General features: G+C 72.1%; 11 protein-coding genes and 1 pseudogene. 3 read left to right on the plus strand and 9 right to left on the minus strand.

The features are described from left to right. Positions 1–115: 115 nt before the first annotated feature. The 6 genes and pseudogenes from ACIRPU_RS16105 to ACIRPU_RS16130 form a co-directional block, all read right to left on the minus strand. A pseudogene (locus ACIRPU_RS16105) lies at positions 116–951 on the minus strand (DUF1684 domain-containing protein). Further along, positions 948–2,321, minus strand: coding sequence for an NtaA/DmoA family FMN-dependent monooxygenase (locus ACIRPU_RS16110; protein WP_403867096.1), 1,374 nt, complete (start codon positions 2,319–2,321; stop codon positions 948–950). The pseudogene ACIRPU_RS16105 and the gene ACIRPU_RS16110 overlap by 4 nt, the downstream one beginning before the upstream one ends. After that, on the minus strand, positions 2,318–3,391 hold the full coding sequence (locus tag ACIRPU_RS16115; protein WP_403867099.1) for an LLM class flavin-dependent oxidoreductase: 1,074 nt from the start codon (positions 3,389–3,391) through the stop codon (positions 2,318–2,320). The genes ACIRPU_RS16110 and ACIRPU_RS16115 overlap by 4 nt, the downstream gene beginning before the upstream one ends. 43 nt (positions 3,392–3,434) lie before the next feature. Further along, entirely contained in the window at positions 3,435–5,219 is a 1,785-nt protein-coding gene (locus ACIRPU_RS16120; protein ID WP_403867102.1) for an FAD/NAD(P)-binding protein, read from the minus strand. 427 nt (positions 5,220–5,646) lie between these two features. Continuing rightward, positions 5,647–6,249 (minus strand): ATP/GTP-binding protein, encoded by a 603-nt coding sequence (locus ACIRPU_RS16125; protein ID WP_384114425.1) that lies wholly within the window; start codon positions 6,247–6,249, stop codon positions 5,647–5,649. Positions 6,250–6,433: 184 nt separating this feature from the next. Beyond that, positions 6,434–7,654, minus strand: coding sequence for a DUF5685 family protein (locus ACIRPU_RS16130; protein ID WP_403867105.1), 1,221 nt, complete (start codon positions 7,652–7,654; stop codon positions 6,434–6,436). 297 nt (positions 7,655–7,951) lie between these two features. On the opposite strand from ACIRPU_RS16130, the gene ACIRPU_RS16135 reads away from it, so the two are divergent. Further along, on the plus strand, positions 7,952–8,389 hold the full coding sequence (locus ACIRPU_RS16135; RefSeq protein ID WP_355704974.1) for a cell division protein SepF: 438 nt from the start codon (positions 7,952–7,954) through the stop codon (positions 8,387–8,389). Positions 8,390–8,431: 42 nt separating this feature from the next. Here ACIRPU_RS16135 and ACIRPU_RS16140 read toward each other — a convergent pair whose 3' ends face one another. After that, positions 8,432–9,622 (minus strand): acyl-CoA dehydrogenase family protein, encoded by a 1,191-nt coding sequence (locus tag ACIRPU_RS16140; protein WP_384114420.1) that lies wholly within the window; start codon positions 9,620–9,622, stop codon positions 8,432–8,434. Positions 9,623–9,794: 172 nt separating this feature from the next. After that, positions 9,795–11,396, minus strand: coding sequence for an MFS transporter (locus tag ACIRPU_RS16145; RefSeq protein WP_403867108.1), 1,602 nt, complete (start codon positions 11,394–11,396; stop codon positions 9,795–9,797). A gap of 304 nt (positions 11,397–11,700) precedes the next feature. Between ACIRPU_RS16145 and ACIRPU_RS16150 the strand changes: the two genes are divergently transcribed. Both ACIRPU_RS16150 and ACIRPU_RS16155 read left to right on the plus strand, forming a co-directional pair. Then, positions 11,701–12,894, plus strand: a complete 1,194-nt coding sequence (locus ACIRPU_RS16150) for a mannosyltransferase family protein (protein WP_403867111.1) — start codon at positions 11,701–11,703, stop codon at positions 12,892–12,894. A 206-nt stretch (positions 12,895–13,100) separates the two neighbouring features. After that, a complete protein-coding gene (locus tag ACIRPU_RS16155) occupies positions 13,101–14,135 on the plus strand; it encodes a phosphatase PAP2 family protein (RefSeq protein ID WP_403867114.1) in 1,035 nt (344 codons plus the stop codon). 116 nt (positions 14,136–14,251) lie between these two features. Here ACIRPU_RS16155 and ACIRPU_RS16160 read toward each other — a convergent pair whose 3' ends face one another. Beyond that, entirely contained in the window at positions 14,252–14,467 is a 216-nt protein-coding gene (locus tag ACIRPU_RS16160) for an I78 family peptidase inhibitor (protein ID WP_351762849.1), read from the minus strand. Between the last annotated feature and the right edge of the window lie 355 nt (positions 14,468–14,822).

Here is a 14,822-nt window from a genome sequence, read left to right on the forward strand (position 1 = left end):
AAGCGCTGAGGGGGAGTATTCGGCCGAACGGCCGGTCGGCGCAAGGGCGCCTTTCGGCCGTCAGACCTTCAACGAACTGCGTGAGTTGAGCCCTCTTGCAGCCTCTTGCCCCAGCTCAGACCAGGTTGCGCTCCCCTGCCTCGACCGCCACGTCATATGTGTTCCCCGGCGGCGGGAAGGGGCAGAGGAAAGCATCCACAAAGGCGCACGGAGGCAGTACGGCCCGGTTGAAGTCGACCGTCGTGCGTCCGTCCGCGTCGGGTGCGCCGGAGTACAGGAACCGGAACCGGTAGCTGCTCACCCCGCTGGTGGCGTCGGCGAACACGGCCCACAGCGAACCGTCGCCCTGCACGCTCACCTGGAGGGTGAGCCGCTGCCCGGCCAGGACGAACGCCAGTTCCCCGCCGAGCCCGAGAGCACGCTCCCGCCCGTCGGCGTTCGGCACCCGGACGGTTCGGTCCTCGCCGTACGGGGTGAAGCGGCCGGGCACCGCCCAGCGCGCGTCTTAGGGGCTCGCGTCGATGCCCGGGAAGCGGCGCCGGGCCGCGGAGCCGGGGTCGAAGTCGCGTACCCCCCAGACGCCCTCACGGACCAGCACGACCAGCCGCCGGTCACCGTGCGCGACCCGGGCCGCGTCCGTCGCTCCGGTGTCGGCGCCGAGCCGTGCCTCCCCGCTGAACGGCTTTCCGTCCACGGTCAGGCCGTCGGAGCCGGTCGCGGTGAGCACCACGGCGTCCTCTTCCGCCACCCAGGTCCCGGGAGTGTCCGGAAGTCGACCGTCCGGAAAGTCCTCGAGCCCGGGGTCCCCCCAGGCCGTTTCAGGCACTGGGGGAACGTTCCGGTGCGCGCGAGCGGGCCGTAGGGCGCCGAGACCGTCTCCACGCGGCGCTCGTGCCACTGCCGCCAGGCGTCCGCCGCGTCCGCCGCGTCGATCGCCGTGTCCGCCGTCATGGGGTCGGCCCTGTCGTCATGTGATCCGCCCTGTCGTCATGGGGTCCGCCCGTCCCCATCGGGTCGGGCAGTCCGAGGTGGGAGCGCAGGGTGTGTCCTTCGTATTCCGTACGGAAGACGCCGCGCTCCTGGAGCAGCGGCACCACCCGGTCGACGAACTCGTCGAGCCCGCCGGGCGTGAGCTGCGGTACGAGGACGAAGCCGTCGGCGGCGTCCTCGCGCACCGACCGCGCCAGTTCGGCGGCGACCGCCTCGGGCGTGCCGACGAGGGACTGCCGGTCGCTCGTCTCGATCACGGTCTGCCGGATGGACAGCCCCTTCTCCTTGGACAGCGCGCGCAGCTTCCCGGCCGTCGCGACGGCCTCGCCGTGCCGGACACGGCCCCGCGCGGGCCGCGGGTCGGCCACCGGGTCGAACTCGGGCAGCGGCCCGTCGGGGTCGTACGCCGACAGGTCGACGCCCCAGAGCCGCTCCAGGGTGAGGACGGCGCGCTGCGGGGAGACCTGCTGCCGTCTGATCGTGGCGGCCCGTTCCTGCGCCTCGGCGGCGGTGTCCCCGAGGACGACGGTGACGCCGGAAAGGATCTTCAGATCGTCGGCGGCACGGCCGTACGTGGCCAGCCGCCGCTTGACGTCGGCGTAGAAGGAGCGCCCGGCCTCCGGCGTGCCGTGCCGCGCGAGGACGACGTCGGCGGTGGCCGCCGCGAACTCCCGGCCCTCGCCGGAGCCCGCCGCCTGGATCACCACCGGGTGTCCCTGCGGTGAGCGCGGCACGGTGAACTCCCCGGCGATGTCGAAGTACCGGCCCTGGTGCGCGAACGGCCGGGGCGCCTCGTCCGGTGTCCAGGAGTCCCACAGCTTTCTCGCGGTGGCGACGAACTCGGCGGCCCGCGGGTACCGGTCGGCGCGTTCGAGGTAGCCCCCTCGGCGGAAGTTCCCGCCGGTGAGGTCGTCCGAGGAGGTCACCACGTGCCAGGCAGCCCGGCCGTCGCTGAGATGGTCCAGGGTGGCCAGTCTGCGGGCGAGTTCGAACGGCTCGTTGAACGTGGCGTCGGCCGTGGCGGCCAGCCCCAGGCGCCCGGTCACGGCGGCGAGCGCGTTGAGGACGGTGAGCGGCTCGGGGCGGCCCGCCCCGTCCAGGTCGTCGATACGGCCCTGGTGTTCGCGCGACCGCAACCCCTCGGCGAGGAGGAAGAAGTCGAACAGGCCGCGTTCGGCGGTCCGGGCGAGGTGCTCGAAGGAGGAGAACTCGATCGGCGACTTCGCGTCGGGGCCGGTCCAGACGGTGGTGGTGTCGGCACCGGGGAAGTACGCGGCCAGGTGGCAGCGCTTGCCGGGCTGCCCCGGGCCGTAGGGTTTCCGGCCGCTCATGCCGCTCCCCCCGCGTACTGGTTGGCGGGCCGGGTCAGCCCCAGGTGCTCGCGGAGCGTGCTGCCCGGATAGAAGGTGCGGAACAGACCACGGTGCTGGAGCAGCGCGACCGTGCCGTTGACCAGCCGTTCCAGATCGCGGCGCGGTTCGACGGGGATGAGGTGGAAGCCGTCGGCGGCGCCGTCCTTGTACCAGGAGGCGATCAGGTCGGCGAGGTCGACGGGGCCGCCCCGGTAGAGCGGGCCCTGCCCGGTCTGCCGGGGGCCGCCTCCGCCGTGGCCGGGTTCGGCGGCGTGCTCGCCGTCCCCGAGGTCGATCAGCAGACTCACCAGGACGAGCAGGGAGTTCGGGTCGCGCCCCGCTCCGGCCGCGTCGGCCCGCAGTCGGTCGCGGACGGTGCGGGCCTGCGCGGGAGTCACCACCCGTACGAGGGCCACGTCGGCGTGGCGGGCGGCGGTGGACCGGGCGTGTCCCTCGGTGGCGTCGACCACGCGCACGGGGTGTCCCTGCGGAGGTCTGGGCGCCAGGGAGGGGCCCCGCACGGAGAAGGCCGCGCCGGTGAAGTCGACGTGGTGCAGCTTGTCGCGGTCGAGGAAACGGCCGGTCGGCACGTGCCGTATCTCGGCGCCGTCCTCCCAGCTGTCCCACAACTTCGCCGCCACGTCGGCGACTTCACCGGCCTCCTGCCACAGCGCGTCCAGCGGCGCGGAGTGCCGGCGGCCGAAGAGACGGGCCTCCCCCTCCGTGGTGGAGACGTCGATCCGCCAGCCGGCCCGGCCCCGGCTGACCCAGTCGAGCGTGGCGACCGTGGCCTGGACGTGGAAGGGCTCGGTGTGGGTGGTGGTGAGGGTGGGCACCAGTCCGACGCGCTGCGTGGCGGGCGCCACCCGGGACAGCACGGCCGGCGCGTCGGGCCCGGGCCTGGCGAAGGTGTCGTCCAGCGTCACGAAGTCGAGTCCGCCCCGCTCGGCGAGCCGCGTCAGCTCGACGTAGGGGCCGGCGTCGTACGCCCCCGGCTGGTCGACGGCGGCCGCCAGGTGCAGCGGGCCCCGGCCGTGCGATGAGGTCATGGGGGAGAACCCTTTCTTCCGTGACGCTTCGAAGTGGAGCGGTTCACCCGACGGCATCGGCGCCCAGGTCCCGCAGGAACACCAGGACGGCTCGGGCGGTGGCGTCGTTCTGCCGGAACGCGGGGCCGCCGGTGCGCGGCCGGGTGAACGCGCCCGGCGTACGGCCGTCGGTGTGCGGCCCGAGCGCGAAGCGCCGTGGGTGCGGCCGGCCGGCCCGGTCCAGGATCCGGCCGTCGGCGCGGTCCACCCGCAGCAACCCGTCCGGGGTCTCGCCGGCGCCCTCGGTGTGCAGTTCCCGCAGCAGCGGGTCGAGGGCGCGCCGGAGCGTCGGCTCCGGCAGCCGGGCCTCCACCAGCGCCCGCGCCTCGACCGAGAAGCCCGGCACGGTGGGGCTCGACGCCCGGAACATCCCGTCCCGCGCGTGTACGGCCATGTCGGCGCCGACGAACTTCAGCACGCCGGCCCGGGACAGCGCGAGCAGCTGTCTCAGCCGGGGGCCCGGCGGCCCGGAGGCGAGGTAGCTGAAGAATCCGTGCCACCAGGAGCCGATGCCCCCGAGCCGGATCAGTTGCCCGTACACGGACAGCAGTCCCAGGAACACGGCCAGGTCGGTGCTGTGGGCGGCGTCGTGACGGCGGCTCAGGTCGCCCTCCACATAACCGCGCAGCCCTTCCTGGAACTCCTCGAAGGACCCGTACGTCACCCCGTCCAACGGCCGGTCGAGCGCGGCCAGGTCGAGCCGGTCCCGCGGATCGGGCACGGCGGACGCCACCAGGGCCTCCCGTTCGGCGCCCTCGGAGGCGGCCTCGTACTTCTCCTCGAAGTCGGTCCAGGCGATCGCGGTCCGCTCGGCGTGCACCGTGAACAGCCGGTGGTAGTGGGCGAAGCCCAGTTCCTTCTCCACCAACGGCCACACGTCCCGCCGGAAGTCGAAGCCCTCGGGCCGCGCGAGGAGTCCGTCGATCTCGGCGGGTCCCAGGAACCGGGGCAGCGGCGGCCGCTCACCGGTCCAGTCGTAGCCGATCTTCGAGTGGTACGGCACACCGCGCCGCGAGCCGACGTACAGCACCGGTTCCCGCCCCGAGGGCACATAGGCGTCCCCCTCGTACCGGCCGCCGCGCCCCTCGGTGAGCAGCGCCATCAGGTCGACGAAGGCGAGCCCGAAACCACGCACCAGCACGGGCTCGCCGGCCAGCAGTGCGGACAGGTCGCTGTCGGCCGTGAAGTCCGGCGGCAGATGGACGAGCCCGTGCTCCTCCGCGTAGGCCGCCAACGCGCGCTGTTCCTGGTCGAGTTCGGCGTCCAGATGGCCGAGGGCGAGGACGACGAGGTCGGCGGACAGCGGCTGGTCCCGGCCTTCCAGCCACACCTGCTGGCGTCCCGCCCGGGGGCCGCTCACCCGCAGAGCGCGCCCCGGATGGTGGTGGACGGTGATCTCCGGGGGCAGGGCGGCGACCGCCTGCTCGTGCACCCAGCGCAGATAGGAGCCCTGGAGCTGCCGGTCGGCGAAGGTGCGCCCGTCGATGCCGGCCCACTCGTGCAGCGTCGGGCCGGGTCGCACGGGCCCGGCCATCTCCACCGTCTCGTCGGTGAACATGGTGACGTCCTCGGCGTGCGAGTTCATCCACAGCAGCGGCGACTGGGCGGCGCGCCAGATGCGCCCGGCGCCCGGCGGATGCGGGTCGACGAGATGGATGTCGAGCCCCGAACCGGCGTACAGCTCCGACGCGTTGGCGGCGATCCGCTCGATGAGGCCGGTCCCCCGCGGCCCGGCCCCGACGATCACGAGGGTGGCGGGGGCTTCGGGGTCGAGGGTTTCGGAAGACATGCGAAGGCTCCGTGACAGCTGGGATCGAACACGGGTAGGTGCCTTCACACACCGAATGAGGCGCGCCGCGCGGCGCAGATACGGCCGAGCCCCTCAGCAGGGCCGTGCAGCGAGAGTACGTGGGCGTTTCCCCTCACTGTCAAGGCCGTCCACACTGTGAGCGGTACGTCTCAAGTCGGTTGACGCCTAACCGGAGACCTGTTCCACTTGGCCCATGCATCCGCAGCAGTGTCTGGTCACCCGCTCCCACATCGACTTCGGTCGCGTGTGGTCCTGTTCCTGTTGAGCTGACCCACTGCGGCCCCCGCTCCCGGGGCGCCCTTCTCGCGTACTCCCCTCCCCCAGCTCCGCCTTCACACCCGCGCTCCCCCCTCGAGACGCACCTTTTCCACCGCTTTCATCGTATTTCGCACCTGCCCTGCGGCGATCAGCGCGCCCCCACCGCCCTCCGTCCCGGAGCGGCGCGAAACCCGACCACCCGATCCATCAACGCCTCCAGCACGTCCCGCACGGAGCCGCGTTCGCGCGCGTCGCACTCCAGCACGGGCACCTCGGCGCTCAGCCCCAACGCGGCCCGCACCTCCTCCAGTTCGAAGTGCTCGGCCCCGTCGAAGCGATTCACCGCGAGGACGAACGGCGCGCCCTGGGCCTCGAAGTAGTCGACGGCCGGGAAGCACTCCTCGATCCGCCGGGTGTCCGCGAGGACCACCGTTCCGAGCGCGCCCTCCACCAGGTCGTCCCACAGGAAGGAGAACCGGTCCTGCCCCGGCGTGCCGAACAGGTAGAGCGCGATGGCCGGGTCGAGCCTGATCCGCCCGAAGTCGAGCGCGACGGTGGTGGTGGTCTTGGACTCCACGCCCTCGAGCGAGTCGACCCCGACCGACACCTGGGTGATCGGCGCCTCGGTGTCGAGCGGGTCGATCTCGGAGACGGCCCCGATGAAGGTCGTCTTGCCGACCCCGAGCCCGCCGCTCACCACGATCTTCACGGCCAGCGGAACGGTTTTGTCAGAGCGCCCGGGCATGATCATTGATCCTTTCGCGCATCCGGAGCGACCGCTCCGCGGGTTACCGGCACGCGAGCGGCCGACCGCCGGTGACGATGGACGGCCGTACGAAGTCCGCGTCCTCGACCAGAGATACGTTCCGGGGATGCCCGTCGCTCACCGACGCGTCCCCTACGGGTCGCCGGGGGCCCGAAATGGTGACGCCGCGTCAGCAGGAGCAGTCGCAGGAGCAGCACTCACAGCACTCGCAGCACTCACACCCGTCGCAGCAATCGCAGCCGTCGCAGCCGTCTCTGCACCAGCCCTCGTGCTTCTTCCGTGACCAGGGCCCCTCGAACTCGTCGGCGCAGCAGGCCTTGCAGGTGCAGCACAGCCCGAGCGCGACCGCGCACCCGGCCCAGAAGCCCCGCTTCCCGGGCCGCGGCGGCTCACCGCCGAAGGGGTTGCCCCCGTAGGGGTTGCCGGGCGCGTGGGGGTCCACCGGTCCCCGGGGGGCGTACGGGCCGGTCGGCGGCCCGAAGGAGCCCTCCGGCGCATGCGCGTGCCCGCAGGACGACGTCCCGAACGCCCGGTCGACCGACCGCTCCAGTTCGTGCGCCAGCAGCAGATGCGCGAGCCTGCCGTCGACGAACTCGACGTCGCGCAGCGCGAGCCGGATGCCGTGCAGGGCGTCGTCGGCGAGCCGGCGGGCCTCGGTGAGCGGGGTGCCGGTGGCCGTCAGCGGGTTCCAGGCGCCGGCCGCCGCGTCGGCCTCCCGGTCCTCGACCGCGTCCAGCAGATGTGCCAGGCGTCCGAACAGGCGGCCGGCCTCGGCGAGCGGAGCGGCGTTGCCGGGCCGGCCCGCCAGCACCGCGGTGTGCGCGAAGGCGGCGGCGGTCGCGGTCTCGGTCGGCTCGGTGACGGCTCGCAGCGGGGTGCCGAGGCCGGCGAGCGCCTCGACGCCGACCTGCCGGTCCACGGCGTCGACGAGAACGGCGGTGTCGAATCCGACGGCGGCCCCGCCGCGTTCTCCGGCCCGGCCCCAGCTCGCGGCGACCCTGCGCGCGGCGACGGCGACGGGCCGCCGCGCCAGCAGCCCGTCCCCGTCGGCGACGTGGTCGCGCACCTTGGCCGAGGCGAGCACCAGCGAGACGGCGGCCGCGAGCCGGGCGCCCTCGCCCTGCGCGACGGAGGCGGTGCGCATCCCGCGCAGCGGGCACGGTCCCGCCGTCCGCCGCCATCCGTCGGCCGTGCCCCGGGCCGCCTGAGCCTCCGTCAGAACCGATATGAGCAGGCCGTCGTAGTTGGTGACGACCCGCGCGAACTGCCCGTGATCGCCGCGCAGCGCGAGGCACAGCCCGCACAGGTGCGCCATCCACTGGGTCTTGAGGCCTTCTCCGAGCCGGTGACTGCACGGCCTGACGACTCCGAACACGACAACCCCCGTCATCCTTGTGACATTCAGCTGCGGCATGCTATCGACCGATTGTCATGCCGGATCGGGGGCACTCGGTTCACCCGGACGCACCGTGCGTCACTCATTCGCCATGAAGAATCATATTTCACTCACAGTCAGCAGCCGTATGCGGTACGACCCTTGGGAGACGCGGGCTCTCGACGGATTCGCTGTGCACCAGTACCGTCACAAACCCCCCGCGCGGCGTCTATCCACTTGGCGCGACATCCGCATCATGGACGACCATGGGGAATGCGGAAAGCAGAAAGACCGCTGTGAGAGGAGGCGTCCATGGGATCGGTGCGCAAGGCGAGTGCCTGGCTTGGCCTCGTCGACGACAACGATGACGAGCGTTACTACGACGACGACTATTCCGAGGGGACCGACTCCGGCGACGCCTGGGTCACGGACCCCCGTGTGAAGGTGGCGACGGACACGGCCGAGGAGAAGGGCCGCCGGATCGGCACCGTCACCCCGGACAGCTTCCGGGACGCACGGGCGATCGGTGAACTGTTCCGCGAGGGCGTGCCGGTCATCATGAACCTCACGGCCATGGAGGCCGGCGACGCCAAGCGCGTCGTCGACTTCGCGGCCGGGCTGATCTTCGGCCTGCGGGGTTCGATCGAGCGGGTGTCCACCCGGGTGTTCCTGCTGAGCCCCGCCAACACGGAGGTCGTGAACGGAGACCCGTCCGCGCATCGGACGGACGGTTTCTTCAACCAGAGCTGAGGCAGGGCCGCTCACCGGCCCTGCCTCGGCCCCCGGGCCGGGTCAGCGGAAGGCGTCGAGTCCGGTGAGCGCCTTGCCCAGCACGAGCTGATGCATCTCGACGGTGCCCTCGTAGGTGAGCACCGACTCGAGGTTGGTCGCGTGCCGCATGACGGGGTATTCGAGCGAGATCCCGTTGGCGCCGAGGACGGTACGGGCGGTCCGGCAGATCTCGATCGCCTCCCGTACGTTGTTGAGCTTGCCGAAGCTGACCTGCTCGGGACGCAGGCGGCCGGCGTCCATGCGCCGCCCCAGATGATGGGCGAGCAGAATCCCCTTGTGCAGCTCCACCGCCATGTCGGCGAGCTTGGCCTGGGTGAGCTGGAACCCCCCGATGGGCCGCCCGAACTGCTCGCGGGTCTTCGCGTACTCGACGGCGGTCTCGAAGCAGGAGCGCGCCGCTCCCATCGCACCCCACACGATGCCGTAGCGCGCGTGGGACAGACAGCTGAGCGGTCCGCGCAGCCCGGTGACCTCCGGCAGGACGGCGTCGGCGGGCAACCGCACGTCGTCGAGCACGAGCTCGCTGGTCACGCTGGCCCGCAGGGACCACTTGTGCTTGATCTCGGGCGCGGAGAACCCCGGAGTGCCGGCCGGCACCACGAAGCCGCGGATCCCGTCGTCACTCTGCGCCCAGACGACGGCCACCCCGGCGACGGACCCGTTGGTGATCCACATCTTGCGGCCGTTGAGCACCCAGTCCGTGCCGTCCCGCTTGGCGTACGTCCGCATGCCGGCCGGGTCGGAGCCGTGATCGGGTTCGGTGAGCCCGAAGCATCCGATGATCTCGCCCGCGGCCATCCCCGGCAGCCAGGTCCGCTTCTGCTCCTCGCTGCCGAAGCGGTGCAGGGCGTACATGGCGAGAGAGCCCTGCACGGAGACGAGGGACCGGATGCCGGAGTCGGCGGCTTCGAGCTCGAGACAGGCGAGGCCGTACTGCACGGCGCTGGCGCCGGCGCATCCGTACCCGCTCAGCGACATCCCGAGCGCCCCGATGGCGCCGAGCTCGCGCGCCAGCTCCCGGATCTCCGGCAGCTCCCCGCGCTCGTACCACTCGGCGACCTGGGGCAGCACCCGGTCCGCGGCCCAGTTCCGCACGGTGTCACGGATCGCGAGATCCTCCGGCTCCAGCAGATCGTCGATCCCGAGGGGGTCGGCGGGGTCGAACGGGGGCAACTTCGAGGACGCAGACATCGGCAAACCCTCCGCCACAGTAAAACTAGCACCGCTAATTACGATGCCCCGGACGCTACCGCAAGCCGCCGCCGGCGACGCGCCCCCTACAGGAAACGCTCACCCCTCGACCGACGGCAAACGGTTGGCGCGCGGGTGGGAGGGTCAAACGGTTGGCGCGCGGGTGGGAGGGTCAGGCCGAGACGCGGGACTCCGCGACTTCCCGGGGCGAAGGAAGCTCCACCCCCGTCGGCGGCGCCTCGCACTGCATGACCCGCGGCAACCGCAACGCCATCAGCGCCCCCAGCAGCAACAAGCCCGCACTCACCAGCAGCGTGACATGCAACCCGTGCACGAAGCTGTCCCTCGCGACCCGCCGCAGCGCGACCCCGACCGGCCCGCCCAACTGCCCGGCGACCTCGTACGCCTCGCCCAGCGAATGCCCCGCCGCGTCCGACGCCGACGCCGGCACCCCCGGCACCGACTTCAGCCCGGGCGCGTACGCGGCGTTCATCACGCTTCCGAGCAGCGCGATCCCGATCCCCGCGCCCAGCTGGTACGACGTCTCCCCGATCGCCGCCGCGCCGCCCGCCTGCTCCGGCGGAGCCACGCTCAGCATCGACTCGTACGCCGCGAACAAGGTCGTCTCCAGGCCGAAGCCCAGCAGCAGGAACCCGAACAGCAGCAGCCCCGTGTTGTCCGACCCGCCCATCCCGGTCAGCGTCAGCACCGCCAGCGCCGTGAGGACGAACCCCCCGCACACCATCCGGCGCGGCCCGAACTGCCGGAGCAGCCGTGCCCCGGCCAGCCCGGCCGCCATCGCGGCGAAGGTCAGGGGCAGCAGTCGCAGGCCCGTCTCCAGCGGAGACAGCCCCAGCACCAGCTGCAGATACTGCGCCGCGATCAGTTCGAGACCCACCAGCGCCAGCATCGCCAGCACGATGCACCCGACCGAGGTGCTGAACGCCGGCCGCCCGAACATCCGCAGATCCACCAGCGGATGCAGGCGACGCCGCTGACGGCGGACGAACAGCACGATCAGCACCGTGCCCACCAGGAGCGGCACGACGGTGAACAGCCCGAGTTCCCCGCCGCCGAGCCGCTTCACGCCCAGCACGACGCCGAACAGGCCGGCCGCCGCCATCAGCGCGCCGACCACGTCCCAGGGGCCGTTCACCGTGCCCCGCGACTCGGGCAGCAGCAGCCGCCCCACCGGCAGGCTGACCAGCATCAGCGGGATGTTGACGAGGAAGACCGAGCCCCACCAGAAGTGCTCGAGGAGGAAGCCGCCCAGGAGCGGGCCGACGGCCGCGCCCACCGCGGCCACCGCGCTCCAGATGCCGATCGCGAGCGCCCGCTCACGCCGCTCCGGGAACACCTGCCGCAGGATCGACAGCGTCGCGGGCATGATCATCGCGCCGCCCACGCCCAGCAGCGCCCGCGCCACGATCAGGGTCTGCGCGCTGTCCGCGAAGGCCGCCAGCGCGGAGGCGACGCCGAACAGGGCGTAACCGAGCAGCAGGATGCGTCTGCGGCCGACCTTGTCGCCGAGCGTGCCGAACAGGATCAGCAGCGAGGCGCAGACCAGCGGATAGGTGTCGACGATCCAGAGCAGTTCGATCGCGCCGGGCCGCAGGTCCTCGGTGACGGCGGGCACCGCCACGTGCAGCACGGTCGCGTCGACGGCGACGAGCAGCAGGCTGACGCACAGCACCACCAGGACGACCCAGCGGTTGGCACCGGCCCCGGCCGCCCGACGGCGCAGCCCAGCGGCGGCCGTGGTCGTCCCGGACATGTACGCACCTCCCAGGTGATCCCCCGGTTCGGCGGGCTCACGGGGTGGGGACTCCCCGCGGCTCGGCCGGAGAGGAGCGGTGTCTCCGGCCCGCGCAAACGAACACGAGTGGAACGCAGCGTACGCGAGTTCGCGCCAGGGCCACGTGGCGGACCTCTCACGACCCATGGGCAACCCATGTGGCGTACGCCACTCCCCTGTCACTTCCGGGCCACCTCCCGTACCCCGCCCCGTGCCGCCTCCCGGGGCGCCCCGACCGCCCCGGCGGATCCGGTCGCCGGGCGGTCCGTCGATAATCGGGCCCGTGACCGATCTTGAGACGCGCGTGACGCCCCCCGGCTCCGCGACCCTGCGCCGGGCGGCTCCCGCCCTCCTGGGGTACGCGGCCGTGCGTGCCCTGGGTCTGCTCGCCCTCGTGCTGTGGAGCGCCGCCCGCGACAAGAGCGCGTACCCGCTGCTGACCGCCCGCTGGGACGCCCTCTGGTACACCAGGGTCGCCGAGCTGGGCTACGGCTACGAGGTCCGTCTGCCGAACGGCGACGTCCACTCCAACCTCGCCTTCTTCCCACTGCTGCCGTGGCTGGAGAGGCTGCTGCACGCGGTGACCCCGCTGTCGTACGCCGACGCCGGTTTCGTCGTGTCCCTGCTCGCCTCGTTCGCCGCGGCCTGGGGCGTCTTCGCGGTCGCCGACCAGGTGTACGGGCGCCGGGCCGGGGTGTGCGCGGTGCTGGTGTGGGCCGTCCTGCCGGTCGGGATCGTGCAGTCGATGGCGTACAGCGAGTCACTGTTCACCGCGCTGGCCGCCTGGTCGCTGTACGCGGTGCTCACCGGCCGCTGGGTGACCGCGGGGGCACTCGCGTCGCTGGCCGGCCTGACCCGTCCGGTGGGGCTCGCGGTGGTCGCGGCGGTATGGGCGGCAGCCGTGCTGTCCTTCGTCCGCGACCGGGAGACCTCGACCGCCGACGCCCCTGCCCGGCGCGGGGCGGCGGCCGGCGCCCGCACCGCGTCACGCGTCCTCGGCATGCTCCTCGCGCCCCTCGGCGTCGCCGGATACGTCCTGTGGGTCGGCCACCACACCGGCAAGGGCCCTCTCGGCTACCTCGACGTCCAGGCGGGCTGGCGCAACGGCTTCGACGGCGGCTACGCCTTCGCCCGCTTCGTCGCCGACAAGTTCACGTCATTCCCGTCGGCCCTCGCCGGCGTCGCACTGATCGTCGGCGTCGCCCTGCTGCTGTGGCTGTACACCGTCTGCGTGCGGCAGCGCCAGCCGCTCGCGCTGCTGGTGTACGCGGGTGCGGTCCTCGCGCTCGCCCTGTGTGCGTCGAGCTACTTCGGTTCCAAGCCGCGTCTGCTGCTGCCCGCCTTCCCGCTGCTGCTGCCGCTCGCCCTCGCCCTGGCCCGGCTGCGGACGTCCAGGTCGGCGCTGGTGGTGGGGTGCCTCGCGGCGGCCTCGGCCGTGTACGGCGCGTGGTGGCTGAACGGCAGCGGTCCCCCGTAAGAGAATCCGCCTTTTCGGTGAACCCCTTTCATACGTTCCCTAAAACTATCTCCTGGAATGATCAAAGGAATTGAAGGGAACAGCGTTCGACGATTAGTGGTTCCACAGGAATGATTGCCCTTCTGAGAGCAATCCCACATCACATCGTCATCACAAACCAGCGGAATCGGCCGGGCCGCGAGCTCACTCGCTGTAACGTCGTTTAGGTGCGTACCGAACAAAACCTCACCCGTCTGGACCGGGTGTTCGCCAGGCTCGATCGGGAGCCGGAACGACCGGCCCACATCGATGTGCCGAAGATGAGCAGGCACCGGGTCGCGCTGGTCCTGGCGACCCTGGCCTTCTATCTGGCGATCGTGTGGCTCGTGGTGATCACCTCATGGCTGGTCCGCCTCGACTGGCTGGTCATGTTCTTCCGGCCGTACCAGCAGTGGTCCGGCATCCACTGGTTCGTCGACTACTACGTGGTCCTCGGCCAGCGCGGTCCGACCGCCGTGATGGTCGCCGCCTGGCTCGGCTGGAGATCCTGGCGGCAGCACACCCTGCGGCCGATGCTCACCCTCGGCGCCTCGCTGCTGCTGCTGAACATCACCGTCGGCGCCGCCAAGCTCGGCATGGGCCGGCTGGGACCCCACTACGCGACCACCATCGGCTCGAACGAGATGGGCCTGGGCGGCGATATATTTCCCAGCGGCCATACCGCCAACGCGGTCGTGACCTGGGGAATCCTGGCGTATCTGGCCTCCACCCCGAGAGCCCGCCGCTGGCTGTCCGCGCTCTCCGCGGTGACCTCGCTCGGCGTCGGCCTCGCCACCGTCTACCTCGGCACGCACTGGCTCAGCGACGTGGTGCTCGGCTGGACCGCGGGTCTGCTGATCCTGCTGGCGCTGCCCTGGTGCGAGCCGCTGATCGCCCGCGCCGAGGTCGCGATCTTCGATCTGCGCGACCGCTGGCGCGACCACCGCGCCGGTACGGCCCCGGCCCCGGCTCCGGCCGCACCCGTCGCCGTGCCCGTGCCGTTCGCCTCGGATGCGCCGGCCCAGGAGGAGGCCGCCACGGCCCGCGAGCCGGCCGCCCCGGCCCGCTCGCCGCGCGCGCCCGTCTATCTGGCGCCCGGCCCGCACACGACCCGTTCGGAGCGCACCCCGGTCACCCCGGTCGGCAGTCGCCGCCCACCGCACGCCGACCGCCTCCCGCGCGGCGCCGCGGCCTCCGCCGCCCGGCCGCTCACCGGCGGCTGACCTCCCCGAACAGCGGGACCTCGGTACGCACCCCCCGGTTCCGCACCCGAAGGCCCCGGTTCCCGAAGACGGGAACCGGGGCCTTCGCCGTGCTCGCCTCGACCTCCTCGGACGCCTCAGCCCTTCCAGGCGCGCGCCACGTGCCCGTCGCGCACCTCGAAGTTCAACCGGCCGAAGCGGTACTCCATGGTGACGATCGTCCCGGGGGCCAGCGCACGCACCGTCGACCACCCCCGTTCACGTGCGAGCCGCTCGGCCCGTGCGGCCTCGAGACCGACGTATCCGTCCGGATTGTCCTGGGGCTCCGCTGGCGGAGTGGGATTCGGTGCCATACCGCCACGCTAGGCGGCGAGCCCCGCCCCGGGAACCCCGAGCCGGCGATACGAATCACCCGGGTCACACTTCTGTCACAGGATCACGACATGCGTTTCGGTCGAGCTTCATCACACGTATGAGCGGTTCCCTGCGCCTTCCGCGCGAATTCGAACGTAATTCCCGCGTGTCGCGCGGCCACCTTGAATAGCCCGGCGGAAAGTTCGCGGAGAACCGTCCCCCGACCCCCTCGCATTCCGATTCCGTACGGGATCGCGGGAGCTGACTGCCCATAGGAAATACACGGCTCCCCCACACATCCTCCGTACGCACCCGGGGCGTCGGGGGGCCCGGGACAGGGCGAGCGAAGGGGCG

The sequence above is a fragment of the Streptomyces sp. NPDC102259 genome, assembly GCF_044766465.1.
Lineage (GTDB): Bacteria > Actinomycetota > Actinomycetes > Streptomycetales > Streptomycetaceae > Streptomyces.

What these genes read in the sequence shown, in the direction of transcription:
- ACIRPU_RS16110 (WP_403867096.1), bottom strand. Translation starts at nt 2,321, where the DNA reads ATGAGCGGCCGGAAACCCTACGGCCCGGGGCAGCCCGGCAAGCGCTGC.
- ACIRPU_RS16115 (WP_403867099.1), bottom strand. Translation starts at nt 3,391, where the DNA reads ATGACCTCATCGCACGGCCGGGGCCCGCTGCACCTGGCGGCCGCCGTC.
- ACIRPU_RS16120 (WP_403867102.1), bottom strand. Translation starts at nt 5,219, where the DNA reads ATGTCTTCCGAAACCCTCGACCCCGAAGCCCCCGCCACCCTCGTGATC.
- ACIRPU_RS16125 (WP_384114425.1), bottom strand. Translation starts at nt 6,249, where the DNA reads ATGATCATGCCCGGGCGCTCTGACAAAACCGTTCCGCTGGCCGTGAAG.
- ACIRPU_RS16130 (WP_403867105.1), bottom strand. Translation starts at nt 7,654, where the DNA reads ATGACGGGGGTTGTCGTGTTCGGAGTCGTCAGGCCGTGCAGTCACCGG.
- ACIRPU_RS16135 (WP_355704974.1), top strand. Translation starts at nt 7,952, where the DNA reads ATGGGATCGGTGCGCAAGGCGAGTGCCTGGCTTGGCCTCGTCGACGAC.
- ACIRPU_RS16140 (WP_384114420.1), bottom strand. Translation starts at nt 9,622, where the DNA reads ATGTCTGCGTCCTCGAAGTTGCCCCCGTTCGACCCCGCCGACCCCCTC.
- ACIRPU_RS16145 (WP_403867108.1), bottom strand. Translation starts at nt 11,396, where the DNA reads ATGTCCGGGACGACCACGGCCGCCGCTGGGCTGCGCCGTCGGGCGGCC.
- ACIRPU_RS16160 (WP_351762849.1), bottom strand. Translation starts at nt 14,467, where the DNA reads ATGGCACCGAATCCCACTCCGCCAGCGGAGCCCCAGGACAATCCGGAC.